22 protein-coding genes and 1 tRNA gene are annotated in these 26,726 nt (G+C 63.6%); 19 read left to right on the top strand and 4 right to left on the bottom strand.

From position 1 onward, the window contains the following. A complete protein-coding gene (locus GDJ97_RS02710) occupies window positions 1-672 on the top strand; it encodes a cytochrome c3 family protein (protein ID WP_152069674.1) in 672 nt (223 codons plus the stop codon). Between the two features lie 218 nt (window positions 673-890). Here the strand turns inward: GDJ97_RS02710 and GDJ97_RS02705 are convergent, their stop codons facing one another. Beyond that, on the bottom strand, window positions 891-1,859 hold the full coding sequence (locus GDJ97_RS02705; protein ID WP_152069673.1) for a hypothetical protein: 969 nt from the start codon (window positions 1,857-1,859) through the stop codon (window positions 891-893). 258 nt (window positions 1,860-2,117) lie between these two features. On the opposite strand from GDJ97_RS02705, the gene GDJ97_RS02700 reads away from it, so the two are divergent. The 7 genes from GDJ97_RS02700 (at window position 2,118) to GDJ97_RS02670 (ending at window position 9,232) form a co-directional block, all read left to right on the top strand. Continuing rightward, a complete protein-coding gene (locus GDJ97_RS02700) occupies window positions 2,118-2,393 on the top strand; it encodes a TIGR03905 family TSCPD domain-containing protein (protein ID WP_152069672.1) in 276 nt (91 codons plus the stop codon). Continuing rightward, entirely contained in the window at window positions 2,390-3,613 is a 1,224-nt protein-coding gene (locus tag GDJ97_RS02695) for a hypothetical protein (RefSeq protein ID WP_152069671.1), read from the top strand. Before GDJ97_RS02700 ends, GDJ97_RS02695 begins: the two co-directional genes overlap by 4 nt. Window positions 3,614-3,714: 101 nt before the next feature. After that, window positions 3,715-4,440: a response regulator transcription factor gene (locus GDJ97_RS02690; RefSeq protein ID WP_152069670.1), complete on the top strand. Its 726-nt coding sequence runs from the start codon at window positions 3,715-3,717 to the stop codon at window positions 4,438-4,440. A gap of 123 nt (window positions 4,441-4,563) precedes the next feature. Then, the gene (locus GDJ97_RS02685; protein WP_373422654.1) at window positions 4,564-6,120 is read left to right on the top strand and encodes an ATP-binding protein; all 1,557 of its coding nucleotides are present in this window, start codon (window positions 4,564-4,566) and stop codon (window positions 6,118-6,120) included. 180 nt (window positions 6,121-6,300) lie between these two features. Next, on the top strand, window positions 6,301-7,176 hold the full coding sequence (locus GDJ97_RS02680) for a phosphoribosylaminoimidazolesuccinocarboxamide synthase (RefSeq protein ID WP_152069827.1): 876 nt from the start codon (window positions 6,301-6,303) through the stop codon (window positions 7,174-7,176). A 4-nt stretch (window positions 7,177-7,180) separates the two neighbouring features. Further along, window positions 7,181-7,807 carry a hypothetical protein gene (locus tag GDJ97_RS02675; RefSeq protein ID WP_152069668.1) on the top strand — a complete coding sequence of 209 codons (627 nt, stop codon included), beginning with the start codon at window positions 7,181-7,183 and terminating at the stop codon, window positions 7,805-7,807. A 141-nt stretch (window positions 7,808-7,948) separates the two neighbouring features. Continuing rightward, a complete protein-coding gene (locus tag GDJ97_RS02670; RefSeq protein ID WP_152069667.1) occupies window positions 7,949-9,232 on the top strand; it encodes an aminopeptidase in 1,284 nt (427 codons plus the stop codon). A gap of 84 nt (window positions 9,233-9,316) precedes the next feature. On the opposite strand, the gene GDJ97_RS02665 is transcribed toward GDJ97_RS02670, so the two are convergent. Continuing rightward, a tRNA-Lys gene (locus GDJ97_RS02665) sits at window positions 9,317-9,392 on the bottom strand. Window positions 9,393-9,672: 280 nt separating this feature from the next. On the opposite strand from GDJ97_RS02665, the gene cbiM reads away from it, so the two are divergent. From cbiM to GDJ97_RS09650, 5 genes are all read left to right on the top strand, one after another. Continuing rightward, entirely contained in the window at window positions 9,673-10,743 is a 1,071-nt protein-coding gene (cbiM, locus tag GDJ97_RS02660) for a cobalt transporter CbiM (protein WP_152069666.1), read from the top strand. Between the two features lie 93 nt (window positions 10,744-10,836). Next, entirely contained in the window at window positions 10,837-11,694 is an 858-nt protein-coding gene (locus GDJ97_RS02655; protein ID WP_152069665.1) for an energy-coupling factor transporter transmembrane component T, read from the top strand. A gap of 9 nt (window positions 11,695-11,703) precedes the next feature. Then, a complete protein-coding gene (locus GDJ97_RS02650) occupies window positions 11,704-12,444 on the top strand; it encodes an energy-coupling factor ABC transporter ATP-binding protein (protein ID WP_152069664.1) in 741 nt (246 codons plus the stop codon). 173 nt (window positions 12,445-12,617) lie between these two features. Further along, window positions 12,618-14,312, top strand: coding sequence for a phospho-sugar mutase (locus GDJ97_RS02645; RefSeq protein WP_152069663.1), 1,695 nt, complete (start codon window positions 12,618-12,620; stop codon window positions 14,310-14,312). A 206-nt stretch (window positions 14,313-14,518) separates the two neighbouring features. Then, complete coding sequence (locus GDJ97_RS09650; protein WP_255445736.1) at window positions 14,519-14,650, top strand: hypothetical protein; 132 nt, start codon at window positions 14,519-14,521, stop codon at window positions 14,648-14,650. 47 nt (window positions 14,651-14,697) lie between these two features. Here GDJ97_RS09650 and GDJ97_RS02640 read toward each other — a convergent pair whose 3' ends face one another. Both GDJ97_RS02640 and GDJ97_RS02635 read right to left on the bottom strand, forming a co-directional pair. Continuing rightward, the gene (locus GDJ97_RS02640; protein WP_152069662.1) at window positions 14,698-15,927 is read right to left on the bottom strand and encodes a cysteine desulfurase family protein; all 1,230 of its coding nucleotides are present in this window, start codon (window positions 15,925-15,927) and stop codon (window positions 14,698-14,700) included. A gap of 66 nt (window positions 15,928-15,993) precedes the next feature. Then, window positions 15,994-16,533, bottom strand: a complete 540-nt coding sequence (locus GDJ97_RS02635) for a hypothetical protein (protein ID WP_152069661.1) — start codon at window positions 16,531-16,533, stop codon at window positions 15,994-15,996. A gap of 297 nt (window positions 16,534-16,830) precedes the next feature. On the opposite strand from GDJ97_RS02635, the gene GDJ97_RS02630 reads away from it, so the two are divergent. The 6 genes from GDJ97_RS02630 (at window position 16,831) to GDJ97_RS02605 (ending at window position 26,726) form a co-directional block, all read left to right on the top strand. Further along, window positions 16,831-17,265 carry an Hsp20/alpha crystallin family protein gene (locus GDJ97_RS02630; RefSeq protein ID WP_152069660.1) on the top strand — a complete coding sequence of 145 codons (435 nt, stop codon included), beginning with the start codon at window positions 16,831-16,833 and terminating at the stop codon, window positions 17,263-17,265. Between the two features lie 156 nt (window positions 17,266-17,421). Next, entirely contained in the window at window positions 17,422-18,921 is a 1,500-nt protein-coding gene (tilS, locus tag GDJ97_RS02625; RefSeq protein WP_193221281.1) for a tRNA lysidine(34) synthetase TilS, read from the top strand. An 86-nt stretch (window positions 18,922-19,007) separates the two neighbouring features. After that, window positions 19,008-19,556, top strand: a complete 549-nt coding sequence (gene hpt / locus GDJ97_RS02620) for a hypoxanthine phosphoribosyltransferase (RefSeq protein WP_152069659.1) — start codon at window positions 19,008-19,010, stop codon at window positions 19,554-19,556. A 1-nt stretch (window position 19,557) separates the two neighbouring features. Then, on the top strand, window positions 19,558-21,807 hold the full coding sequence (gene ftsH, locus GDJ97_RS02615; protein WP_193221280.1) for an ATP-dependent zinc metalloprotease FtsH: 2,250 nt from the start codon (window positions 19,558-19,560) through the stop codon (window positions 21,805-21,807). A gap of 181 nt (window positions 21,808-21,988) precedes the next feature. Further along, window positions 21,989-25,435: a leucine-rich repeat protein gene (locus GDJ97_RS02610; protein ID WP_152069658.1), complete on the top strand. Its 3,447-nt coding sequence runs from the start codon at window positions 21,989-21,991 to the stop codon at window positions 25,433-25,435. A 109-nt stretch (window positions 25,436-25,544) separates the two neighbouring features. After that, window positions 25,545-26,726 carry a pyridoxal phosphate-dependent aminotransferase gene (locus tag GDJ97_RS02605; protein WP_152069657.1) on the top strand — a complete coding sequence of 394 codons (1,182 nt, stop codon included), beginning with the start codon at window positions 25,545-25,547 and terminating at the stop codon, window positions 26,724-26,726.

Below are 26,726 nucleotides of genomic sequence, written 5' to 3'. Positions count from 1 at the left end.
ATGGCTGACGAGATCAAGGAGAGCACCGAGGCTACGGCCGAGGCAACTCCGAAGAAGAAGATCGATTGGAAGAAGAAGCGCCTTCCGATCATCATCGCCCTCGTGTGCGTTGTGACGGTGGTGGGCGTTGCCGGCTGGGCCTGGCATGCCACCCCGGAGTGCTGCGATACCATCTGCCACAGCACCATGGGCAAGTACTACAACAGCTTCGTGAACGACACCACGACGCTCGCGTACAAGCACAAGGCCGCTGCGAACAACCAGTGCCTTGGTTGCCATGAGGCCACGCTGCCCCAGATGCTGCACGAGGTGCAGATGCAGCTTTCCGGCACGTACGACATGCCGTTCAAGAAGGTCACCTTCACGAACGAGTTCTGCCTGCAGAGCGGTTGCCACACCGGTGCCGGCGTGATGCCGGGCGCGACTGAGTCCTCCACGAAGGACTGGTCGTTCGACCCGCACAGCACCCACCATGGCGTGCAGCAGTGCAACAGCTGCCACCGCATGCACGACCAGTCCGTCTTCACCTGCGCCGGTTGCCACCAGGTTGGCGCCTGGGAGGGCGAGGGCAGCCTGCCCGAGGGCTGGACGATGCAGGATCTGGGCGACGGCCAGCAGGGCGGCGTGCCCGACGGCTGGACGACGCCGAAGAACTTCCAGGCTGCTGAGTAGCACCTGGTAGCAGGAAGCCAGCAGCGAGCGGGGCGGCCTTTGGGTCGTCCCGCTTTTTGTTGGCGGGTTGCTGTAGCGGCTATGGAGTGCCGGCGCCGGCGCCGGCGTCGGCGCGGCTGATGCTCCTTGCCTATGTTGCGCGAGCGTACCCGAACGGCCAAAAACCAGGATAGTATACGGGCTGTTTTTGGCCTTTGCGGTACGCTCGAGCGTACGGACTATGAGGTAGGGACCACGCCGTAGGCCGCGAGCTTGGCCAGGAGGAGGCGCGGTTTCATGGCTTGGCGGAATCCAAGACGGGCGACGCGGATGCCACTGGCCGTGATAGCGGCCTCGCGTTGTCGCTCCTCTGCCATGATGCGAACTGCGGTGCGACCTTTGGTCATCTGGATGCTCTCGTATTTCTCGAGACCATCGAGCTCGAACGCGACCGGGGCGAGCCCCTCGGGACGGAAGAGGAAGTCGACGCGGTAAACGAGCTCGGGATGCTCAAGATTGGGAACGGGTGCCTGAAGGATCGGTTGGGGAAGGCTGAGTTCCATCATGAGGGCGCGGACCATGGATTCACCTCCAGAATCCGGTCGTTCATCCGCCAGGGATACGACGCGTCGGGCGGCCCGAATACCCCGCTTTCCGCCAAACCACGCAAGACCGGCTTCAAGATCATCTTTGGCGATGAGCCCTTGGTGGAGCGCGGAGTCGGCTATCGCAAGGGCATGGCCAAAGGGATATGTCCGCGCGCAGTCGATGACGGTCTGCAGGACATCGGTTGTCTTGATACTGCCTTTTTCAATAAAGGCGTTGAAGCCCGTGCGATGGTGCTTGTGGTGGGGAGGGTGCTTTCCGCCTCCCGGATTATCGGTGAGGAAGTTGATGGGCCAGATGAGGTTGTAGGAAACGTCGAGTCCGAGGACGAAGGCGGCGGTTGCATGGGAGAAAACCCATGTTGGATGCAGCAAGGCGTCGGTCCGAACAACCAGTAGAAGCTTCTCAGGCCGAGACAGGGCGTTCCAATAGGCTGGCCGCGCAAACATGCCGGGGAGCGGGCTGATCAGCATGTCTTCGCTGGCCCTGGCGGCGAGCGCCCGCCGCAGGGAACGGGAGCTCGAGACCAGGCAGACTCCTTGCTGCTCGGCCTTCTGAAATTGAAGGTCGATAGCTGCTTCGGTTGCGGCCCATCCTCCCATGATGGCCTCCTTTGCGCGGGTAATCATTATCGCGCGAAGTCGGGATTAAGAGGGGTACAAATCGAGCGTACCCGAACGGCCAAAAAACAGGATAGTATACGGGTTGTTTTGGGCCTTTGCGGTACGTTCGATGAGCAGAGGCAGGGGCGGGTGGGGTGCCAGAGGGTCGTGACACATCGGCGGTCGAGGTCGCCGTGTGGAAATCCGGATTGCACGCGCACCAATATATAATGGTGTGCGACAAGATGAGGGGGTACCGTGATCGAGACAGATTTCACGCCGCGTGGCGTATGTGCGAGAAATATCCATGTCGAGCTGGATGACACCGGTAGGACCATCGAGCACGTTGAGTTCACAGGTGGCTGCAATGGCAACCTCAAGGCGATCTCAAAGCTGGTAGAGGGGCAGCCAGTGGAGCATGTCTGCGACATCCTGCGCGGCAACACGTGCGGTCCGCGCTCGACGTCGTGCGCTGATCAGCTGGCGCACGCGCTTGAGCAGGCGGTTTCTGACGCTCGGACGACCCGGGCATGAGTATCCGCGACCTCTTTGACCGCGCCGGAGGGGTAACGCGCCGAAAGCTCGCGGCGGGAACCGTCGCCGTTGCCGGGGCGGCTGCTGCGGCAACGGCGCTTTCGGGCTGCTCGGGGACGCAGTCGAAGTCGGAGGGCGAGCCCCAGGTGGTGACCGACAGCTCGCAGGTGGTGAACGTGCTCGACGGCGATTACAAGTCGGGCGACCTGGGCCTGACCATCTCCGATGGCTGGACGCTTCCCCTGGGGACGCTGCTCTGGCATAGCGAGGGAGCATGGGCTGCGGCCATGATGGCGCCTGAGTCCGCGCTGCATCCCAACACGATTGGCGCGTTCTCGCTCTCGGCCGGATCGCTCACCACGCTCATGAGTGCCCCGACCAAGGGCTCGGCGTACGGTTTCCATGACGTGCGGCTCGGCACGGGCGTCATGGCTTGGATCGAGATGAACTACCGCACGCTCGACTGGGTGCTTCTTGCGCAGCCCTTCGGGAACGGAGCGATCTCGGGTGCGGCTGCGGAGCTCGACAGCGGGGACGCCAACTGGGAGCCGCCGCAATTCAGCTGTACGGGGACCATGGTCGTTTGGCAGAAGATGCCCATGGCGAAGGGCTCGAAGAGCTCCGAGGCGTCGAATTGCCTCGTTTGGAAGGTTGGCGACAGCAAGGGCTCGTCGGTGTGGGAGTCCAAGGGGCGCTTCGCCACGCATCCGCGCGTGTCCGACGGGACGCTCGCCATCACGCCGCGCGTGCGCGTGTCGGAGGGAACCTACTACGGCATCACCGCGCTCGACCTCACGAGCAGCAACTATTCCCAACTGGCACAACTGGTGCTGCCTTCCTCGGTCAAGCCGTTCGAGGCGGTCTACACCGGGTCGCAGTTTGCGTTCTCCATCGAGGCGGCGTACGAATCGGCGGGCAGCTTAGGCAATATGGGAACCTTTTTGGGGAGTTCGGGCGGCCCGTACGTGTACTTCTCGCGCGAGCCGGCGGCCCAGGTGGCGTTCAACGGCTCGCACTATCTGATCAAGACACAGTCCGCTCATTACGCTATAGATACGGATTCGCAGAAATACCAGGGGATCTCGTCACCCGATCGAAGCTTGGGACTGGGGGACTTTACCGCCAGCGAGGGTGCGTGCTCCACGGCACTCGTGTTTGCGACGGTGCGCGACGACAAGGGCAAACCGTCTCACGTGCTCGCCCGCTTGATATCGTTGTAGGGGCGGGCCGCGGTTAACCCGGTGGCAGGTTGGGTAGAAACGAAGATACGGCCTGCGCTAAAATAGGTTGAACTATGGGCATTTAGGACAAGGAGGCCACCATGGCTTCAGATGCACGCAAGATTCTGCTCGTCGAGGACGAGAAGGCCATTCGCGATGCCGTCGCGGCCTACCTTGAGCGCGAGGGCTACTGGGTCGTGGGCGTTGGCGACGGCCAGTCCGCGGTTGAGGAATTCGAAAAGCACCAGTTCGACCTCATCGTGCTCGACCTCATGCTTCCCAAGCTTTCCGGCGAGCGCGTCTGCCGCGCCATTCGCGATACCTCCGATGTGCCCATCATCATGCTGACCGCCAAGGGCGAGGTTGAGGACCGCATCATCGGTCTGGAGCTCGGCGCGGACGACTATCTGATCAAGCCGTTCTCCCCGCGCGAGCTCGTCGCTCGCGTGCGCGCGCTGTTCCGCCGCACTCATCTGGCTGATGAGCCCCAGGTTGAGGTGCTCGACTTCGGTGATCTGGTCATCGACATCTCCGGGCACAAGATCCTCGTGGAGGGCAAGGAAGTGGACCTCACCGCGTCCGAGTTCAAGCTGCTCACCACGCTCGCGCGTCATCCGGGTCGCGTGTACAACCGCATGGAACTCGTGGAGAAGGTGCTCGGTTACGACTTCGAGGGCTACGAGCGCACCATCGACAGCCACGTGAAGAACCTGCGTGCCAAGCTGGGCGACGACCCCAAGCATCCCAAGTGGCTCTACACCGTTCATGGCGTCGGCTACCGTTTTGAGGCCCCGGCCAAGCCGGCCGAGGACGTCCAGGCCAAGTAACAACCCATGCTGCCGGCTCAGTTCGTCATAGGCCAGAAGCATAAGAAAGAGGACGGTTCGTCCCGTGCGAGCTGGAATACGCCACGTGCGGACGTTCGCCCCGCTACGACGTACGGGTCGCGGATGGCCTTTTCGTTCGCGCTCACCTCGCTGCTGACCGTCGCCATCTTGGTGTCGGTGGTGACCGTGGTCTGGGGCGGCGCGTTCTCGGAGTACACGCGTGCGAACGTGGAAGAAATCGCACGGCTCACCTCGGAGCGCCTGTCCGCGGGCTATGAGGAGCGGGGCGGCTGGTCGATTTCCTTTTTAGCCAACGTTGCCAGCTCGTCCTCCGTTTCTGACGATATCGGCATGCAGGTGCTGGATGCCGATGGCACGATTCTCTACGACGACACCTGGCCGGCGGCCTCGGTTGCCGCCGAGATTCGCCGCGAGGAAAAGGCCCAGAGCGAGCCCGCGGGTTCCACCGAGGACGCTTCGGTCTCGGGTGGCTCCGCCGCTTCGGATGCTGCGGGAACGTCCACGGAGGAGAGCTCGGTTATCCCGGCAGATTCCGGCTCGACCGATACCTCGGGCGCTCCGGCGTACTCGAGCGCGGATTCCGGCGCGCATGCGCTTGCGTCCAAGGCGCCCACGGATCCGGTGGAGGCCGTGAGCCGCGCCATCACCACCTCGGATGGCAAGGAGATCGGCACCCTGCGCATGTGGGTTTTGGGCTCGGACGCCCTGCTCACCAAGGCGGACACCGCGTTTCGCGGCAAGACCTTCAACGCCATGGCTATCTCCGCGCTGGTGGCCGTCATCATTTCGCTCGTCATCGGCTTTTTGGTGAGCCGCATGCTCACGAATCCCATTCGCCGCATTACCTCCACCGCCAAGCAGATTCGCGACGGAGATCTAACGGCACGCACGGGCATGAAGGGCGACGACGAGATCGATCAGCTTGGCGAGACCTTCGATGAGATGACGCAGAGCCTGGAGAAAGACCTCAAGCACGAACGTCGTTTGACCTCGGACGTTGCGCATGAGCTGCGCACGCCGCTCATGGCCATGCTTGCCACGGTGGAGGCCATGCAGGATGGCGTGTACCCCACGGACTCCGACCATCTGGAGACGGTCGCCTCTGAGACGCGGCGCCTGGCGCGCTTGGTGCAGCAGATGCTCGACCTCTCGCGCATGGAGAACAAGACGGCTCCCATGAGCATCGAGCGCGTGGACGTGGTATCGCTCGCCCGCACTATCGTGTCGAGCCAGCATCAGCTGTTCCACGACCGCGACCTGCATCTTCGCTTTACGGATGAGACGCAGGGGCGCGGTGCCACCGCCGAGATCGATCCCGATATGATCACCCAGGCGATGATCAACATCATGTCGAACGCCATGCGCTACACGCCGGAAGATGGCTGGGTGCTCGTGTCCGTTGAGGCGGATCGCAAGAACGTGCTGATTAAGGTATCCGATACGGGCATCGGCATCGCCAAGGAAGACCTGTCGCGGATTTTCGGGCGCTTCTGGCGGGCAGATGCGAGCCGTGCGCGCGAGGCCGGGGGTCTGGGCGTGGGCCTGGCGGTCACCAAGGGTATCGTCGAGCGCCATCACGGCTTCATCTCCGTTGAGTCCGAGCTGGGACATGGCACCACATTCACCATCCACCTGCCGCGCGAGCAGGCGGAGGATTAGATCTGCCAGCGGGCAGTACCTGAAGCGGGCAGCATCTGATTCACGTGAAACGCCCTCCCTTTGCCGATGGCCTCTGCGTCAAGCCGACCCTTTGCGCCGCGCGCGGTACGCGTATGGGATACAATACGAGGTTGCAACCTGCAACATCGACCGCAAAGGAGCTGGTCACCAGTGGCACAGATGGAGCTTCGTCCCGATTCGCATGGCAAGGTCCGCGATATCTACGATACGGGTGACGCCCTGCTGATGGTGGCATCCGACCGCATCTCGGCTTTCGACTACATCCTGCCGGATGAGATTCCCTTCAAGGGCGAGGTGCTGAACCGCATCTCCGAGTTCTGGTTCCACAAGTTCGCCGACCTGGTGCCCAACCACCTCATCTCGTGCGACACGGCCGACTATCCCGAGGAGTTCCAGAAGTACGCGAGCTACCTGGCCGGCCGTTCCATGCTGGTGAAGAAGGCCAAGACCATCCCCATCGAGTGCATCGTGCGCGGTTACCTGACCGGTTCCGGCAAGAAGACCTACGACCAGGATCGCACCGTGTGCGGCATCAAGCTCCCCGAGGGCCTGGTCGAGGCTTCCAAGCTTCCCGAGCCGATTTTCACCCCGTCCACCAAGGCGGCGCTGGGCGAGCATGACGAGAACATCTCGTACGAGCGCTGCGCCGAGATCGTGGGCGAGGATATTGCCGCACAAATCCGCGACCTCTCCCTCAAGATCTACACCGCGGCGGCCGAGTACGCGCTGACCCGCGGCATCATCATCGCCGACACCAAGTTCGAGTTCGGCATCATCGACGGTAAGGTCACGCTCATCGACGAGTGCCTTACCCCGGACTCCAGCCGCTTCTGGCCGGCGGACTCCTATGAGGAGGGCAAGGTCCAGCCCAGCTACGACAAGCAGTTCGTGCGCAACTGGCTGAAGGCCAACTGGGACTTCAAGGGCGAGGCGCCCGAGCTGCCCCAGGATGTCATCGAGGGTACGTCGGCGCGGTATCGCGAGGCGTTCGAGATCATCACCGGCAGCAAGTTCGAGAGCAAGAAGGAGCAGTAGGCACGTGAGCACCCGTAGTCCCCAGAACAAGCGAACCCAGGAGCGCCTGCGCGGTGAGACCAAGGGCGGCATGATGCGCAAGTCCGCCGGTTCCGCCAAGCCGGCGCGCACTGCGGCCGAGTCCGTCCGCGTGGTCCCCGCCAATTCCAAGGCCAAGCGCCAGCAGGCTGAGCGCGGCGAGGACCTTTCCGGTCTGTCGCGCGAGGAGAAGCGCGCCCGCAAGGCCGAGATTCGCCGGCATGACGACCGTGTTTTTGCGGCTGCAAACGTTCTCATGCGCGAGGACTTTGACTACAACCGCTATCGCAAGATCTGGATGATTCTCATCGCTGCGGGTATTGCCGTGATCGTTGTGGCGTTCATCCTGTTCTCGTTTGCGGGGAACAAGCCCTCAGCTACCCTTTCCGTGGTGGAGTATGCCACGGTGGCGATTGCCTACATTGCTATCTTTGCGGCGTTCATCTTCGACTTCGTCAAGATTCGTCCCATCCGCAACGAGGCGCGTGCCAAGGCCGAGGGCATGAGCGAGGCACGGCTCAGCGCCACGGTCGAGCGCGGGGCCTCCAAGGAGGATTCCAAGCGCGCCGACAAGGAGGCCAAGAAGGCCGGTAAGCGCGGTAAGCGCAAGTAGCTCGTCGCGCGGCGATGGCTTGATGTGAGCGATGACGGGTGGATCACTTGGAATCGGGTGGTCCACCCGTTCTGTCCGTATGCAAAAAGGTGGGTCCGGCGGATTGCGAGTCCGCGTCACCACAGGAAGGGAAGCCGTTTCATGGTCGTGGCAAAGATCACCAGGGAAGATGCCCGAATCGGCATGAGCAAGCTCGTGCCGCAGCTCGAGCGCTATGCGGACCTCATTGTTCGCAAGGGCGTGAACGTCAAGCGTGACCAGGAGGTCGTGATTCGGTGCCCGGTTGAACGTGCGGACTTCTGCCGCATTCTGGTGGCGCGCGCATACGCAGCGGGCGCGGGGCATGTGACGGTTATCTGGGGCGATGACGTCGTTTCCCGTTTGACGTACGAGAACGTGGCGGCGAGCTGGTTCGAGCAGACGCCCGAGTGGCAACGCGTGCAGCTGGATTCCCTTGCCGAGGCGGGCGCGTGCTTCATCTTCGTGGAGGGTGCGGACCCTGCGGCGCTGAAGGGTATCGACCCTGCCAAACCCGCCGCCGCTTCGAAGGCGCAGAACACCCAGTGCCGCGCATTCCGCCATGGCCTCGACTTCAACATCAACCCGTGGTGCATTGCCGGCGCGCCGGTGGCGGCGTGGGCGCGGCAGGTGTTTCCGGACTGCGAGGATGACGAAGTGGCGGTGTATCGTCTGTGGCGCGCCATCCTTTCCGTGGCGCGCGCGGACGGCGAGGACCCCGAGGCGGATTGGGAGCTGCACGACGCGACCTTTGAGAAGAACCTGCGGTTCCTGAATGGCAAGCACTTCGACCGCCTCCACTATACGAGCGAGAATGGAACGGACCTGGTGGTGGGCCTTAATCCGGGCGGCATCTGGGCCGGCGGGCGCGGTGAGACGCCCGACGGGCATCCGTTCTTCCCCAACATCCCCACGGAGGAGGTGTTCACCTCGCCGGATTGCACGCGCGTGGACGGTATCGTGCACTCCGCGCTGCCGCTCATTCACCATGGCAACAGGGTCGACCGGTTCTGGTTGCGCTTTGAGGCCGGTCGCGTGGTCGACTTCGACGCCGAGGTGGGCCGTGCCACGCTGCAGAGCATCTTGGACACGGATGAAGGTGCGCGTCGGTTGGGCGAGGCTGCGCTCATCAGCAAGAACACGCCTATCCGCGAGAGCGAGATTCTCTTCTACGACACCCTCTACGACGAGAATGCGAGCTGTCACCTCGCACTGGGTATCGGGTTTGCCGAGTGCCTGGAGGGCGGCTACGACATGACGTCCGCGGAGCTTCAGGCCGCGCATGTCAATCATTCCGCCACGCACGTGGACTTTATGATCGGAACGGATGACCTCGATATCGTAGGCATCACTGCCGATGGCGAGGAGATTCCCGTGTTCGTGAACGGCCAGTGGGGCTGGGAGTAGGGCGTACCGCAGCCGGCCCGTCGCCGGCAATAGCATAATCGAAAAAAAGAGGGGCGCCGCGGCGCCCCTCTTTCGGTTTCCGGATGGTGCACCGTCAGGGAATCGAACCCTGAACCTTGGGATTAAAAGTCCCCTGCTCTGCCAATTGAGCTAACGGTGCGCGTGCAGCATTGTAGCATGATGGCGGCGGTATCCACCGGTGGCACCGCCCGCCAGTCCTGCCGACCTCGCACGTCCAACTCTCACATCATGTTACGATGCTAAGGAATATGTTACGAATCTATTTCCGCGACAATCGGCAATAGCACGAATTCCAATCGGAGTAACATCTCCACAGCTGCGCGACCTGTATCGCCTTCGAGCCCTCACCTCACGCAACGAGCATTGTTCGGATCGTCCCGCGTGGTAAGCGGGGCGCGTGCAGTTGGGAGCTGACGCGCATGCACATTCCAGATAACTACCTCTCGCCGCAGACGGACGCCGTGATGGCCGTTGCCATGGTGCCGGTCTGGGTCCACTCGGTCCGCACCGTCCGGAAGACCCTCGACCGCAAGCACCTGTCCTTCCTGGGCATCTGCGCTGCCTTCTCCTTTCTGCTCATGATGTTCAACGTGCCGCTGCCCGGTGGCACCACGGGCCACGCGGTCGGCGGCTCGCTCATCGCCCTGCTCCTGGGGCCGGAAGCCGCGTGTATCGCTGTCTCGGTCGCGTTGGCCATCCAGGCTCTGCTGTTCGGCGACGGCGGTATCCTCTCCTTCGGCGCCAACTGCTTCAACATGGCGTTCGTCCTGCCCTTCCTGAGCGTGTTGGTGTTCAACGGCCTGCGCTCCCACCTGCCGAAGAACGCGACCGGCTTCGCCATCTCCGCGGCCGTCGGCGGCTGGGTGGGCATCTGCGTCGCGGCGCTCTGCGCGTCCATCGAGTTCGGCATCCAGCCCGCGCTCTTCCACGATGCTGCGGGCAATCCGCTGTTCTGCCCCTTCCCGCTCTCCGTTTCCATCCCGGCCATGGTGATCCCGCACATGCTGGTCGCCGGCGTGGTGGAGGGTGTATCCTGTGCCGCCATCCTGCTGTTCATCAAGCGCACGGCGTCTGAGCTCGTGGTTGGACCGGGTGCCGGCGACGTGTTTACCACCCCGGCCAAGAAGACGACGCTCGTGCCCACCATCGTGCTGACCCTCGTGCTCATCGTGGCCACGCCGCTGGGCCTGCTTGCCACTGGTGATGCTTGGGGCGAGTGGGATGCCGAGGGCGCCGCGACCGCGGTGCAGGAGAACGGCGACTCGAGCATCAAGCCGTCCGTCGGCCTCGACGCGCCCACCTACGCCGATAACGCGCCGCTAGGTGACTACATGCAGGTGCTGGCCGAGAACGACAACTTCTCCTTTGTCGGTCAGGCGGCCGTCTACATCCTGTCCGGCGTGATTGGCGCCGCGAGTCTGACCATCATCTTCAAGCTCGTGTCTCTGGCCGCGAAGGATGACAACTCGAAGACGACGTACGCTGCGTAAGACCGTGTTCGGTACGTATAGTTTCGCTGACCCGCCTGTCGCATCACGCGGCGGCGGGTCGCCTTTTGGAAAAACAGGGACGACGATTCTGCCATGCCGCAGCCTGATATAACCCTTCCATCCTGGCTCGCGCAGCGCGAAGACTACCGGCCAGAGCACGACAAGACGGGCTTCATGGCCCGAAACCTGCTGCATCTGACGAGCATGGTCGCCCACGTGAAGATGGGCGGCGGCGCGGCGGCACTCGCGTACGGCACCGGTCCCGTCTCACCTATCGACCGAGCGCTCTCGCACGTGTCCCCGGCGCTGCGGCTGATCGGCCTGCTGGTGTGCATCGCCCTGACGCTGATCGCCCACAACCCGGTTTTTCTCATGCTCATGGGTTGCGTGGTCCTGGTGATGGTGGCGTTGCGCCCCGCGGCCGGCATCAAGGCCACGCTGCTTCCTTCGTTTGGTGCGGCGATCGTTGCGCTGGTCCTGGCCATCCCCGCCATCTGGGTGAACGGCGCCGTCGCCATGGTGAGCATCGCCGCCAAGATCCTGCTGAACGTGACCCTGGTGCTTGGGGTGTCGTGGACGGTTCCCTGGAACCGGCTGATCGCGGGCCTGAAGCTCTTCCACCTGCCGGATGAGATCATCTTCACGCTGGACCTTGCGCTCAAGCACATCGAGATCCTGGGGCGCTCGGCGACGCGGCTCAACGAGGCGCTGGTGCTGCGAAGCGTGGGCCGTACGCGCGGGCGCTTTGATAAGACCACGTCCTCGGCGGGTGTGATGGGCGCCACGTTTCTCAAGGCGTACACCTGCGGGCAGGCGCTTGACGAGGCCATGCTCTGCCGCGGGTTCACGGGAACGTATGTCTGCCGGCGCGAGCGCGTGATGACGCCCGCGGGTATTATCTATCTTGGTGGCATCGCGCTACTCGTGCTGTGCTACCTGCTGCTGGGTTAGGGGTTTGCAATGGGTTTGACGGAAGCTGAGAACGCGGTCCCGCTGATTGAGTTCTCGCACGTGAGCTTCGCGTACGGGGATGCTACCGTGGTGGACGACGTGTCGTTTGCGGTGAACCGCGGCGAGATCGTGGCACTGCTGGGGCCCAACGGGTGCGGCAAGACCACGCTTATGCGCATCATGAACGGGCTGGAGTTTGCCGATTCTGGGACCGTCATGTTCGAGGGCGAGCGCGTGGACCGGGCGCTTGCCAAGGACGAGCTGGCCGCTAAGCGCCTGCACCAGCGCATGGGCTACGTGTTTCAGAACGCCGACGACCAGCTCTTCTGCCCGAGTGTGGAAGAAGAAGCGGCCTTCGGGCCCGCGCAGATGGGACTTCCCGAGGAGGAGGTCGACCGCCGGGTGGCGGACGCCCTCGCGCTCTTCAACATCTCCGATCTGGCGCCGCTCGCTCCGTACCGGCTCTCGGGCGGGCAGAAGAAGCGTGTGACGCTTGCCGCCATCGTCTCTATGAACCCGGACGTGCTGGTGCTCGACGAGCCCACCAACGGGCTGGATGAGGACTCCGCCGACGCGGTGACGGCCTTTCTGGTGTCCTACGCCAAGGCGGGGAAGACGGTGGTGGTCTCCACCCACCACCGGGACTTCGTAGAGCAGCTGGGCGCGCGGCCAATCCGCATCGGCAAGGACCACCGCCTGGTGTCCGATGCCGTGCCGGAGAGCGCCGTCGGCAACGTGGCCGCCCGCTAGCGCGCCTGCGAGCGCGCGGGAAAGAACGTCTCTGGTTCCATCGTTCACACGCCCGGGTTAAACTCCCGCTTGGCGCAGTTGATGTGCGCAGGGTGCTATATATGGCATATCATGCAGATGGATGGTGCGCATGCGCCATGGGACTGCCTATCGAACAACGGAAGGGTGCATCCATGCAAGATGTGAACAAGCTTCTCGATACGTGGATCGAGAATGTCACGGATCCGCAGCTGGCCGCCGAGCTCAAGGCCATGAAGGATACCGGTGACGAGGACGCCATCACCGATGCCTTCTTCCAGGACCTTGAGTTCGGCACCGCCGGCCTGCGCGGCACGCTGGGCGCGGGCACCAACCGCATGAACATCTACACCGTCGGTCGCGCCACGCAGGGCTTTGCGGACTACCTGGTGAAAAACTACGAGAACCCGAGCGTTGCCATCGCGCGCGATAGCCGCAACAAGGGCGACCTCTTCGTGCGCGTGACGGCCTCCATTTTGGCTGCCAACGGCGTGAAGTCCTACATCTACCCCAAGATCTCGCCGGTTCCCACGCTCTCTTGGGCCACCCGCTACCTGCACTGCTCGGGCGGTATCTGCATGACGGCCTCCCACAACCCGGCTGCCTACAACGGCTACAAGGCCTATGGTCCCGACGGTTGCCAGATCACCTCCGAGGCGGCGGCCGCCATCTCCGCCGCCATCGCCGAGACTGACACCTTCCACGGCGTGAAGACCACCGACTTTGAGCAGGCCGCCAAGGACGGCATCATCAACTGGATCGACGACTCCGTGCTCGTGGCCTACTACGACGCGGTGCTTACCAAGTCCGTCTCCAACCTCACGGACAAGCAAGTGGCCGAGGCTCCGCTCAAGCTGGTGTACACGCCGCTCAACGGTACCGGCCTCATCCCGGTGACGACCGTGCTCGAGCGCGCCGGCATGACCGATATCACCGTGGTGCCCGAACAGGCCAACCCCGATGGGGACTTCCCCACCTGCCCGTACCCCAACCCCGAGATTCGCGAGGCCATGCAGAAGGGCATCGACATGTGCGAGCAGGTGCATCCCGACCTGCTGCTCGCGACCGACCCCGACGCCGACCGCGTGGGCGTGGCCTGCAAGGCGGGCGATGACTACCAGCTCATCACCGGCAACGAGATGGGTGTCATGCTCCTCGACTACATCTGCAAGATGCGCGCCGAGCGTGGCGAGGACCTCACCGACAAGGTTGCCGTGACCACCATCGTATCCTCCGCCATGGTGGACGCGCTGGCTGCCGAGTACGGCTTTGAGCTGCGTCGCTGCCTCACCGGCTTTAAGTACATCGGCGATATCATCACCGGCCTCGCCGACGAGGGGCATGTCGAGCGCTTCATCTTTGGCTTTGAGGAGAGCTACGGCTATCTTACGGGCGACCACGTGCGCGATAAGGACGCTGTGAACGCGTCGCTGCTCATCTGCCAGATGGCCCAGTACTACAAGCTGCAGGGCAAGAACCTGGCCGATGCCATCCACGACCTGTACGAGAAGTACGGCTACTACCACAACAAGACGATCGCGCTGGCTTATCCCGGCGCCGACGGCCACGCCAAGATGGCCGGCATCATGGCTGCGCTGCGCGAGGAGGCTCCGCAGGAGATCGCGGGCAGCAAGGTCGAGGCTGTGGTGGACTACAACGAGGGCGTGAGCGGCCTGCCCAAGGCGAACGTCCTCGAGTTCGACCTCGAGGGCGGCAACAAGGCCATCGTGCGTCCCTCCGGCACCGAGCCCAAGATCAAGCTGTACATCTTTGCCAAGGGCGAGGACGCGGCCGCGGCCGATGCCCTGCTTGCGAAGATCGAGGAGGACGGTCGCAAGCTGCTGTCGTAATCTCGGCTGGTATCCTCGCGAGAGGATGCTGATAAGCGGGCCCTGTACACGCTCCATGCACGGCATGGACGGTGTACGGGGCCCGCTTTCTATGCCGACCGATCACCTGCGAAAGACGCAAGTAACAATTTACCCCTCCCTTACCGTGCGTTAATAAGAGGAGACGAAGATGAAGCTAGAAAACGCTCTGCGTGAAAGGAGCCGTCATGAAGGGTATGCGTATGAGCACCGAGAAACTGGGGGATAAAGACGTCCGCCGTGCCGCCATCGTGTACGTGCTCACCGTTCTCGCGCTCGTTGCCGTTTCGGTCTGGATCGTGTCCCTGTTCTCCGTGTAAGGCGCGCCTTGTGTCGGTGGCGGCTACCGCGCGGCTTCCGCTTGCCGTTACATGGTTCCGCTGAGTGCCCGCGCGCGCAGGATGCAGGCGGGAACGCGCTCGCAGAGAGCGTCGATATCTGAGGCCGTTGCATCGTCTGCGAGCGAGAGCCGCAGGGTGCCGTGGTTCCAGCGACGGTCCGTCTCGCCCAGGGCGAGAATCACGTGCGAGGGGTCGGTGGAGCCCGTGGCGCACGCGGAGCCCGTGGCCGCGGCAACGCCCGCGCGGTCGAGGAGCACCACGAGCAGTTCCCCGTCCACATCCTTGCAGATAAAGGAAGCAATAGAAGGCAAGCGGCGCGTGGCGTCAGGTCCGGCGTCTCCCGTGAGCTTAACGTCGGGAACCGCGTCGATCACGGCGCGGATGAGGCGATCGCGCTGGGCGGCGACGCGGGTCATGCGGTTTTCGAGGCCGCCCAGCGCGGACTCGAGTGCGGCCGTCATGCCGGCGGCACCGGCGAGGTTCTCAGTGCCGGCTCGCTCGCCGCGCTCCTGGGCGCCCCCGGCGATGAGCGGGGGAATTGAGAATCCTTCACGCAGGTAGAGCAGCCCGACGCCGCGGGGACCGTGGAATTTGTGGGCGGAGAGCGAGAGCGCGTCCACGCCGAGCGCGCGAACGTCTACGGGGATGTGGCCGACCGCCTGAACGGCATCGGTATGGAAGGGGATGCCGTGCTCGTGCGCGATACGCGCCAGTTCGCGGATGTCCTCCACGGTTCCGATCTCGTTGTTGGCGAGCATGACGGAGACGAGTGCGACCTGGCCCTCATGGGCGGCAAGCGCGCGCTCTAGATCCTCGGCGCGCACATGGCCCTGCGCGTCGACGGGCAGGTAGATGGCGGTGGCGAGACCTTCATGCTCCATAGCCTCGCAGCAGTGGAGAATCGCATGGTGCTCGATCGCGCTGGTCACCACAAAGGGATGCGGGGAGTGGGATTCATCGGCGGTATGCTGGTCGAGGAAGCGCCGAACCGCACCGCGGAGCACCCAGTTATCGGACTCTGAACCGCCGCTTGTCAGGTAGATCTCGCCGGCATCGCGTGCGCCGAGCGCCCGGGCCAGGCGCGCACGGATGTCCGCAAGGGCGTGGGCAGCTTCGCGCGACACGCGGTGGATGCCGCTGGGATTGCCGAAGGTGCCGCCGAGAAATGGCAGCATGGCCTCGCGCGCCACCGGTGAGAGCGGGGTGGTGGCGGCGTTATCGGCGTAGATGTAGGGATTATCGGATTGCGTGCTCATGAAGTCTTCCTTGTATGAATGCGGGGGGGGTGCCCGGCGGCTTTCGGTACGGGTGAGCCGAGCGGGTTACCGCAGGATGAAGAACCACACCAGGGCGAGCACCAGCGCAAGCACCACGAAGAGAAGGAGCAGAGCCTTATGGCGCTTTTGCTGACGTGCTTGGCGGGACACGAAGATGGACCGGCCAGATTTGGGCGTTTGCAGGTACCGGCTCGCATGCAGGCTCCGAGGAGCGGCGCCGGTCTCGTCTGATGCCAAGGCCGGGCTACTCGAATTCGGCTCCTTGCCTTGGCCGCGCGCGGCGATCGCGGCGGCGCGATCCTGCTGCTTCTGAAAATCCGTCAGTGGGAGATAGTCGGCATCGGAGGTGGCGGTTCCCATATGGCGTCTGCCCCGCTCCGCTCGCTGCTCGGCGTAGGCGGTGCGCTGTTGATCGAGCGTGGCGTAGCGGTTGATGGTGGCGTACTCAGGCTCCACGTCGTTGATGGGGGACTGCGTGACATGTGGTACGCGACGGTGGTACGGCTGGGAGGGGGTGGCCCCGGGCAAGGGGCGACCGCCCTCGTGCTCCGCATACGTGTCGTGCGGTTTGTCCTGTTCGCTCATCGAGATCCTCTGCTTTCGGGTCGCTTATGCACCATTCTACGACCTTGCACGGGGTGTGCGAACCCGCCTCAGAAAATGCGATAAAGGTTTAGCGAGATGTAAGGCGATGCCACGTGAGCCGGACGGTCCATCAAATACCTAAGCGGTATAGACTTAGATTTGATGATGATATGACGCTTAGAAAATCTCAGATAAATTGTTTAGAGCCAATGGGCGTGGGAATAACCACAAGCGTACAAAGAAGACCGCGATCCCCGGAAGCGAGGGGAGCGGTAGTCACCTGAAGGAGTGATAATCATGGCAAGCATGGTTCCGTATCGTTCGGTTTTTGGTATTCGTCCCGCTGTCCCGGCTTCGTGGCTCGACGCGTTCGATGACATGATGGACTTCGCCAGCTCGCCGCTCGCGAACAAGGCGTTCCCGATCGACGTTGAGGACAAGGGCGATCAGTACGAGGTCAAGGCGTACCTTACCGGCGTGAACAAGGACGACATCGACGTCGAGCTCAACGAGGGCCGCCTGTCCATCTCCGTGAACGTTGAGGACAAGGAGGAGGACAAGGGCAAGAACTACCTGCAGAAAGAGTTCACCTCTTACAGCGCGACGCGTGGCGTGTACCTGAAGGACGCGGCGAGCGAGGGCTTAACGGCCAAGTACGCGGACGGCGTGCTCACGGTCTCGGTGCCCAAGTTCGTGGAGAAGAAGAACGTCACGAAGGTCGCCATCGACTAGCCTTGCCGCCTATCAGCGCGCGAGACGGTTTTGGCCCGGAGCTTCGGCTCCGGGCTTTTTGTTTCGGGGGCAAGGTGGTTCGGGATCGTTTGAGCCGGATGCGTTTTCGCTTTGCTCCCGTGGATACAATGATGCCGTTGAAGAAGGAGGAACCTCATGCCCACCGTTGCCCAGCGCTATGCCAACCGTCGTGCTCGCGGGGAGCGGGTGGCTGCGGCGGCTGAGCCGGAGCGTCGCGCCCCCGTGGTGCTCATGGTGTCGGGCGGGGCGGACAGCACCGCGCTCCTGCTGATGGCCTGCACCGCGGAGCTTGATTTGGCGGATGGTCGCGGTCCTTCGCGCATCGCGCGCGAGCGGCTGCACGTGCTCCACGTGAACCATCACCTGCGCGGGGCCGAATCCGATGGCGATGAGGCGTTCGTCCGCGACCTGTGCGAGCGCTACGGGCTGCCGCTTTGCGTGGAACATGCCTCCTTTGGGGATTTAGGAGGCCGGAACCTGGAGGCTGCCGCGCGCGAGGTGCGCTATGCGACCGCGCGTCGGTACGTGCGCGAGCTGTGTCGCGCCTCAGACACGCCGCGATCCGCCGCGCGCATCGTCACGGCCCACACGGCGAGCGATCGGGCGGAGACCTTCTTCATGAACGCGATCAAGGGGTCGGGGCCCGCCGGGCTCTCGAGCATCCCCCGGCGGCGGAACATCATCGTTCGCCCGCTCATCGACCTCACCCACGAGCAGCTTGTGGACTACCTGGAGATGGCCGGTCAGCCCTGGCGGGAGGATGTCAGCAACGCCGATACCTCCTACCTGAGGAATTTCGTTCGACACAAGCTGCTGCCGGTGGCGCGTGAGCGCAACGGCAACCTGGAGCGCACGGTGGGCACGGGCTGCGAGATCCTCGGCGACGAAGATGCCTTCATGCAGCAGCTCGCGGCGACGGCGCTCCGCACGTGCACGCGCCGGAGCCAGGACGGCCTGCTGGTGATCGACGGCGCGCGCCTGGCGGCGAGCGAGGTTGCGATCGCGCGGCGGATGGTGCGCCTTGCGGTCAAGGCGCTTGATCCGGATGCGCGGCTCGAGATGCGCCATGTGGAGGATGTGCTCGCCTGCGTGGGAGCGGGCGAGGGTTCCGTCACGTTGCCCGGCGGCCTGGATGCCCGCATGGAGTTCGGCACCCTCACGTTGCGCACGCCCCGGGCGCGCGAGGAGCTTGCCACGGGCTGGCTCGCCGTTCCGGGCAGCTTTGCCACGGCGGCGGGAAGCATCCTGATCGCCGAGCTGCTGCGCGTGCCCGCCGGCGTGAACCCACTGGATTGGGTGGTGCAGCGGGACAGCTCCAACGTATCAGATACTTCTCCCGCCGCGGTTGCCTACGTGGATGCGAGCCTGTTGAACGGGCGTTTGTGGGTGGATGCGCCGGCTCCCGGCGATGTGATGTGCCCGCTCGGCATGAACGGTCGCAAGAAGAAGCTCTCGGACATCCTGGGCGCCGCGCGCGTTCCCGTGGCTGAGCGCCATCTGGTGCCCGTGGTGCGCACGGAACCCGGCGGAGCCGTGGTGTGGCTCCCCGGGATCCGCTTGGACGAGCGCTTTAAGTGCACGGAGCGCAGCACGCGGCTCGTGAAATTGACCAATCGCCCTGTTACCGGCGCCTAGCCGCGCTACAATCCAAAGGCACCGAAGGCGCGCGGTATCGTTCCGCGCGCTGCTACCAGGCACATCACCGAGCAGGAAGGGCCTTCATGGAAGCCATGCATCCGGACATCGAGCGCGTTCTCTTCACCGAAGACGACATCAAGGGCATCGTCAAGCGCTTGGGCGAGCAGATTACCCAGGACTATCAGGGCAAGGACCTCGTGCTCATCGCTGTGCTCCGCGGCGCCGTGGTGTTCATGGGCGACCTCATGCGCACCATCGACACCAGATGCGCCATCGACTTCATGGCCGTCTCCAGCTACGGCGACGGCGCCAAGTCCTCGGGCATCGTGCGCATCGTCAAGGACCTCGACATGGACATCAAGGGTCGCGACGTGCTGATCGTGGAGGACGTGCTGGATTCCGGCCTCACGCTCAAGTACCTCATGAAGAACCTGTCCAACCGCCATCCGGCCTCGCTCGAGGTGGCGACCTTCCTGTGGAAGGACGTGCCCGGCCGCACCACGGCGGTGGATCCCAAGTACGTGGGCACGCACTGCCCCAACGAGTTTGTGGTGGGCTATGGCCTGGACTATGCCGAGCGCTATCGCAACCTGCCCTACGTGGGCGTTCTTAAACCGGAGGTCTATTCGTAGCATGACGTTCGATACTGCAACCGAAAACGAGCGTGCCGTCGTCCTCATGACCGAGGGCGGCGGCTCTGGTAAAGGGCGCGGTCCCCAGCCGCCGGCCTCGGGAGAGCGGGATGACCGGGGTTCCGAGCCGGCCGGCCCCGCGCGCCGCAAGGACGAGTCCGCGCGCGATCGCCTGGAGGACCTGCTCTCGGGCGGCGGCTCCGACCCGCAAGGCGATGGTCCCAAGCGCCCGCGCGTGAACTGGGTGTACCTCGCCGTCGCCGTGGCGCTCATCGCCTACATCATCTTCAACATGGGCGGCGTCTTTGGCGGCAAGTCCAACGTGACCGAGCTCGCTACCAGTGAGTTCGTGACGGCAGTGAAGGAAGACCGCGTTCAGAGCGCTACCTTTACCACCGCCAACGGTGCCGTGGAAGGCAAGTACTGGACCAGCAAGAGCGCTGCCAAAGAGAAGAGCCTCTCCAAGCTCAAGTCGTATAAGACCAGCTACGTGGGCTCCGACTCGCTCTCCGAGCTCATGGCCGATCATCCCCGCGTGGTCTACAAGGTGAATACCGTCGATCCTGATTTCTGGACTAACGTGATCGTCACCGTGTTGCCCACCATCGCGATCATCGCCGTGATGGTGTACTTCATGCGCCAGACGCTCGGGAGCAACAGCCGCGCGATGCAGTTCGGCAAGACCAACGCAAAGACGAGCGAAGCCACGCGCCCCAAGGTGAAGTTCAAGGACGTGGCGGGCATCGACGAGGCGGTCGAGGAGCTGGAAGAGGTTCGCGACTTCCTGGCCGATCCCGACCGCTACCGCAAACTCGGCGCCAAGATTCCGCGAGGCGTGCTGCTGGTGGGCCCTCCGGGCACGGGCAAGACGCTCCTCGCCAAGGCCGTGGCCGGTGAGGCGGGCGTGCCGTTCTTCAGCATATCCGGTTCCGACTTCGTTGAGATGTTCGTGGGCGTGGGCGCTTCGCGCGTGCGCGACCTCTTCAAAGAGGCCAAGGCGCAGGCCCCGAGCATCATCTTCATCGACGAGATCGATGCCGTGGGTCGTCAGCGTGGCGCCGGCCTGGGCGGCGGGCACGACGAGCGCGAGCAGACGCTCAATCAGCTGCTCGTTGAGATGGACGGCTTTGAGGATAACGAGTCCGTGATTCTCATCGCCGCCACCAACCGTCCGGACATCCTGGACCCCGCCCTGCTGCGTCCCGGCCGTTTTGACCGTCAGGTGACGGTGGACCGCCCGGACGTGAAGGGTCGCGAGCAGATTCTGCGCGTGCATGCGGAAAACAAGCCTTTCAAGGACGATGTGCGCTTTGACAAACTCGCCAAGCTCACGGTGGGCTTTACCGGTGCTGACCTTGCCAACCTCTTGAACGAGGCGGCGCTGCTCACGGCGCGCCGGCACCACAGCTTCATCTCTATGGAAGAGGTGGAGGAGTCCATGGAGCGCGTCATCGCCGGCCCTAAGAAGAAGGGCCGCGTGATGACCGAGAGGGAGCGCACGACCATCGCCTACCACGAGAGCGGTCACGCGCTGGTGGGGCATGTGCTGGACAACTCCGATCCGGTGCATAAGATCAGTATCATCAGCCGCGGCCAGGCGCTGGGCTACACGCTGCAGCTGCCCACCGAGGACCACTACCTCAAGACCAAGAACGAGATGCTCGATGAGCTCGCCGTGTTCCTGGGTGGTCGCGTGGCCGAGGAGCTCATGTGCGACGACGTGACCTCCGGTGCGAGCAACGACCTGGAGCGGGCCACCAAGATGGCGCGCGAGATGGTGACGCGCCTGGGCATGAGCGAGGTGCTGGGCACGCAGGTGTTCGGCGAGGCGCAGCACCAGGTGTTCCTGGGTCGCGACTACGCCGACCACCAGGACTACTCCGAGAAGACCGCCGAGCGGATTGACGAGGAGGTCCAGCGCATCATGCGCGAGGCCCACGCGCGCGCCGAGAAGATCCTCTCCGAGCGCCATGATCAGCTCGACCTGATGGCCAAGGTGCTGCTTGAGCGCGAGACGGTGGAGGGCGAGGCCGTGGAGGCGCTGCTCGATAACGAGTGGGATGCCTACCTGGAGCGCGAGGCCGCCAAGGGTGGAGATGACGGGTCCGAGGCTCCGGCTGACAAGAAGCGCCCGCTTACGCCCGAGCAGGAGGAGGCCCTGCAAGACGAGGCCGCGGCCTACGCTGCCGAGCAGGTCTCCGGCATGGCGGCTGCGAGCTCGGTAGGCAACTCGGCAGACGACGAGAGCTAGCTAAACATGGTGCACCGGGACAGTCCGGTGCACCATTTTTCAAATTAAGACTTGGAAACGCTTCCATTTCGCTACTTTCCACCGTTGGGTTTGCTATTGTGTAACCTCAAGCTCGCTTTGACGGGGGGGGGGTACAGAATATCCCCCTCCGTACCGTCGAGGCTCAACGGGGAAGACGAAGATGAAACGCACGCACAGCCTGTTGAGGAGGGTGCCGCTTTTTGCGGCCATGGTTCTGGTGGCTATCGTCGCTTTTTCGGTACCGCGGGTTGCCCGCGCTGCCACGACGGACACCACGATTGAGGTCGATGGCCTGCAGCTCGACTTCGAGCTGGACGATTCGACGAAGACGGCGACTTTCACGGATGTCTCTGGACCCGCCTCGCCCACTGTGGTCACCGTTCCCAGCAAGGTTGAGTACAACGGCGTGTCGTATGCGGTGACTGATATTTCTCTTTCCGCCTGGAGCGAAAAGGTCGCCAACGTGACCGAGCTCAAGCTGCCGGATACCATTACCGATTATTCGTCTGCAAACTTCAGTCATTTCTCGGATCTCGCTACTATGACGATCCCCGGCGCGGTGAAGGAGTTCAACGGCAGCTTCCAGAACTGCCGCAGGCTCGAGTCGATTACTTTTGAAGAGGGCGTTGAGGACCTGACCGGTAATTCAATGGTGTCTGGCTGTGAATCGCTCAAGACGGTCAACCTGCCGAGCTCGCTCAAGAAGATCAGCGGTGTGGCGATCTTTTCCAATGCGACCGCCCTGGAATCCATTAGCCTGCCTGATGACCTGGTAATCGAGGAAAACAGCACCTTCAGCGGGTGCACCGCGCTCAAGAGCATTACCCTGCCGTCCGCCATGACGTCTATTCCGATGAGCACCTTCAGCGGTTGCACGTCGCTGACCGAGGTTATCGCGCCGTCGACTATCACCTCCATTGGTAGCAGCGCGTTTTCAGACTGCAGTTCGCTCACGACGATCCCGGACCTCTCCCAGGTGAGCAAGATGGGGTCCTATGCGTTTTCAGGCTGCAGTTCGCTTACGACTGAGGTGGACCTTTCCGCGTTGAACGACATTCCAACAAACGCATTTGCCTATTCGCACGTAAAGGTTTCCAAGCTGAGTTCCAACCTGACCGCTATCGGGAATTGGGCTTTTATCCACTGCGATACCTCCCATGTGACGTTGCCCGACGGCCTGCAGACTATTGGCACGTATGCGTTTTACTACGGCAAGGTGGCCAATCCGATGGTCATTCCGAATTCCGTGACAAGCATCGGAACAGGCTCATTCCGGGGGACCGACGCCACGGAGTTCACCATCGGCTCCGGCTTGAAGAAGGTCGATGCGAGCATTTTCCCCACGAGCGGTGTGACCAAGATCACCTTCAACAACAGTCAGGATGACGTTGTGGTGACCAACGGCTCGCTGCCCGCCTCGGCGGAGAAGGTCTACACGCTTCCCTCCATCCCAGACACGGACGACACCATCTCCGATGACGCCGACGCGCCCACGCTGCAGGAGGCGATCAACGCCGCCCAAGACGGCGATACCATCTATATCACCAAGAACGTGCGCCCAACCAAGACCGTGACCGTGCCCGCTGGCAAGAAGGTCACCATCGCCGCCAAGGGCGGCGACTGGCGGATTATCGGCAAGAAAGATAGCCCGCTGAACAGTGCGCTCATCAGCGTGGCAGAGGGCGCCTCGCTCACTCTCAAAGCGGAGGATGGCGCCACGCTCACGTTCGACGGTCGCTACAGCGCGACGACCGCCCCTGCAATCACCTCGGCCGGCGAGCTCAAGCTGCGCGACGGCGTGACGATCACGCGCTTTCGGGTGGGTGACAACACGTTTGGTGGCGCGGTGAAGGTCGCGGGCACCAAGGCCTCCCTCCTGCTTGATGGCGCCGCCATCAGCGAAAACACGCTGGTGAACGGCACCTCCTACTCGGGCTCCGTACTCGTGAAGGACGGGGCGAGCGTTGAGATGAAGTCCGGTGCCATCAAGGATAACGACGGCCTGGCGGATGACGGTCACACCTCGAGTGCTGGCATCATGCTCTATGGGGCGTCTTCCTTCAAGATGACGGGCGGCACCATTTCGGGCAACAAGGGCCATCGTGGCTCCGCGGTCTACCTGTGGGGCGGAACGACCAAGGACGAGCAGGCATCCTTCACCATGGACGGCGGCGAGATCTCGGGCAACACGACCACAAGCACGTCGAGCACGCTCCAGGGCAGCGCCGCGGTGCACGTTCAGGATGTGGCCGCCTTCACCATGAACGACGGCACCATCACCGGCAACCAGGGTGTGCAGGGCGGTGGCGTCTGCGTTGTCGACGGCGGTCTGCAGCATGCCTCGGCGTCGACAGAGTCGGGTACGGCGTTCATCATGAACGGCGGCATCATCTCCAAGAACCGTGCGGCTGTGGGCGCTGGCATCTATTCTTACGCGAACGGCGTGGAACTGAGGGCGGGCTACATCACCGATAACGTTGCCACCGACAAAGGCGGCGGCATCTACAGCGAGGGCAACAAGGACTACTACTCCACGCTCCATATCTACAACGCCTACGTGAGCGGCAACACCGCCGAGCAGGGCGGTGGTCTGTGGTCGTGTCCGACGGGCGAGGTCAAGGCGACGGTGGCGCTCGGTGCCTACATTGCCGGCAACACGGCCAAGACGGACGATCAGGACGGCAAGGCGGCGGGCGACGACGTGGTGAACGGCTACGAGAAGGGTGAGGAGGCTCATACGCTCGCTCTGGCCGATCGCGTGCTGGGTGGCGGCTCCGTTACGTGGTATGCGGATGGCAGCGTCTACACGCCCATGGGCATGGGCAACACGGAGGTGGGCGATGGCGCGCGCTACGGCACCGAGGGCGTTGACAATACCGCGGTGGATGACCTTGCCGGCGGTGTGGCTCGGAACCTTGCCCTCAAGGCCCAGGTGAGCGATGACGCGGCCAAGCTCGCCAGGGAGACGGCCACGCTGTTCATCACCGGCAACAGCGCCAAGCGCGGCGGCGGCATCGGTACCAACGGCGGCGTGGCCTCGGGCGATGCGCGGGGCGAGCTGACGAAGGTCGAGGTCTCCAAGGTCTGGAAGGACGACGCCGCGGTCGACCGTCCGCAGAGCGTCGAGGTCGAGCTGCTGAACGGTGACGCCGTGATCGACACGGCCACGCTCTCCGCCGATACCGGCTGGAAGGCTACGTTCGAGAACCTGCCCGTCTACCGGACGGTGGGAGCCGACGGCACGGGCGAGCAGTTCACCTACACGGTGCGCGAGAAGGCCGTGCCCGACGGCTACACCTCTAAGACGACCGGTAGCGCCGAGAAGGGCTTCACCATCACCAACACCAAGAAGCCGGGGGAGCCTACGAACCCCGGTGCGCCCGAGAACCCGTCGAACCCGGACGATACCAATGATACGGACAACACCGATGGCACCGAGAAGCCGAGCACGCCAAACCCGGACAACCCGGCGCCCAAGGCCGAGCAGCCCAAGGCAGCGCTGCCGGGCACGGGCGATACCTGGAGCCCGCTGCTGCTGATCGGCGTGGCCGGTGTGGCCGTCGTGTGCATCGCCGTGGGCATCTTCGCGCGACGCGGCAAAAAGTAGGCTTCACGTAAGCGACGGTGGTACAGTGGGACGATCCCAGCGTACCAGTTCATGAACGTGGTACATTGGGACTGTCCCGATGTACCACTTTTTGGTTGAGGGGGTTCGCATGATCAACAAGACCATGTACGCGCGCGGGGCCGAGAGCTCCGTCATTCGCGAGATCTTCACCTATGCCTGCCAACGCAAAGAGCAAATCGGCGCCGAGAACGTGTTCGACTTCAGCCTGGGCAACCCGAGCATTCCCGCTCCGGCAGCGGTGCGCGAGAGCATCGAGCGCAACCTGATGGGGCGCTCGCCGGAGGAGCTGCACGGCTACACGCCGGCCCCCGGCCTGCCGAGCACGCGCAAGGCGGTGGCCGATTCGCTCAATCGTCGTTTCGGCACCGCCTACGGTCAGCAAAATATCTTTATGACCTGCGGCGCGGCTGCTTCGGTGTGCTGCGCGCTCCATGCCCTCACCAATCCGGGCGACGAGGTGATCGTGGTCTCGCCGTACTTCCCCGAGTATCGCGTGTGGATCGAGGAGGCGGGCGCCGTGTGCGTGGAAGCACCCGCCAAGTCCGTCACCTTCAACCTCTCGGTGGGGAGCATCATGAGTGCCATCACCGAGAAGACGGCGGCGGTTATCGTCAATTCGCCCAACAACCCCACGGGGGCCGTGTATCCGCGCGAGACGCTCACGCGCCTGGCAAACATCCTGCACGAGCGCAACAAGAGCCGCCTGCATCCCATCTACCTCATTTCTGACGAGCCCTACCGCGAGGTCACCTACGGGGCGGAGGTGCCCTGGGTGCCGGACCTCTACGAGCACACCGTGGTCTGCTATTCGTACAGCAAGTCGCTCAGCCTGCCGGGTGAGCGCGTGGGCTGGGTGCTCGTGCCCAATACGGATCCCATGGCCGACAAAGTGATGCCCGCCATCGCGGGTGCCGCCCGGTCACTCGGATTCGTGTGCGCTCCGGCGCTCTTCCAGCGCGTGGTGGAGGATTGCGTGGACGAGCCGGCGGACGTGGAGGCGTACGCGCGCAACCGGAACCTGCTCGCCAACGCGCTCGGTGAGATGGGCTATACCACGGTGGAGCCGCAGGGGGCCTTCTACCTATGGGTGCGTGCCCTGGAGCCCGATGCGCAGGCCTTCTGCGAGCGAGCGAAGAGCTTTGAGCTGCTGCCCGTTCCGAGCGACAGCTTTGGCGTCCCTGGCTGGGTGCGCATCGGCTACTGCGTGAGCTACGAGACGATCAAGGCCTCGTTGCCGGCGTGGAAAGCGCTGGCCGAGAGCTATCGATAG

It is taken from the genome of Collinsella sp. AK_207A (assembly GCF_902501965.1).
Taxonomy (GTDB): domain Bacteria; phylum Actinomycetota; class Coriobacteriia; order Coriobacteriales; family Coriobacteriaceae; genus Collinsella.
Note: the sequence above shows the minus strand (reverse complement) of the source record. Positions and strands in the feature narration are given on the sequence as shown.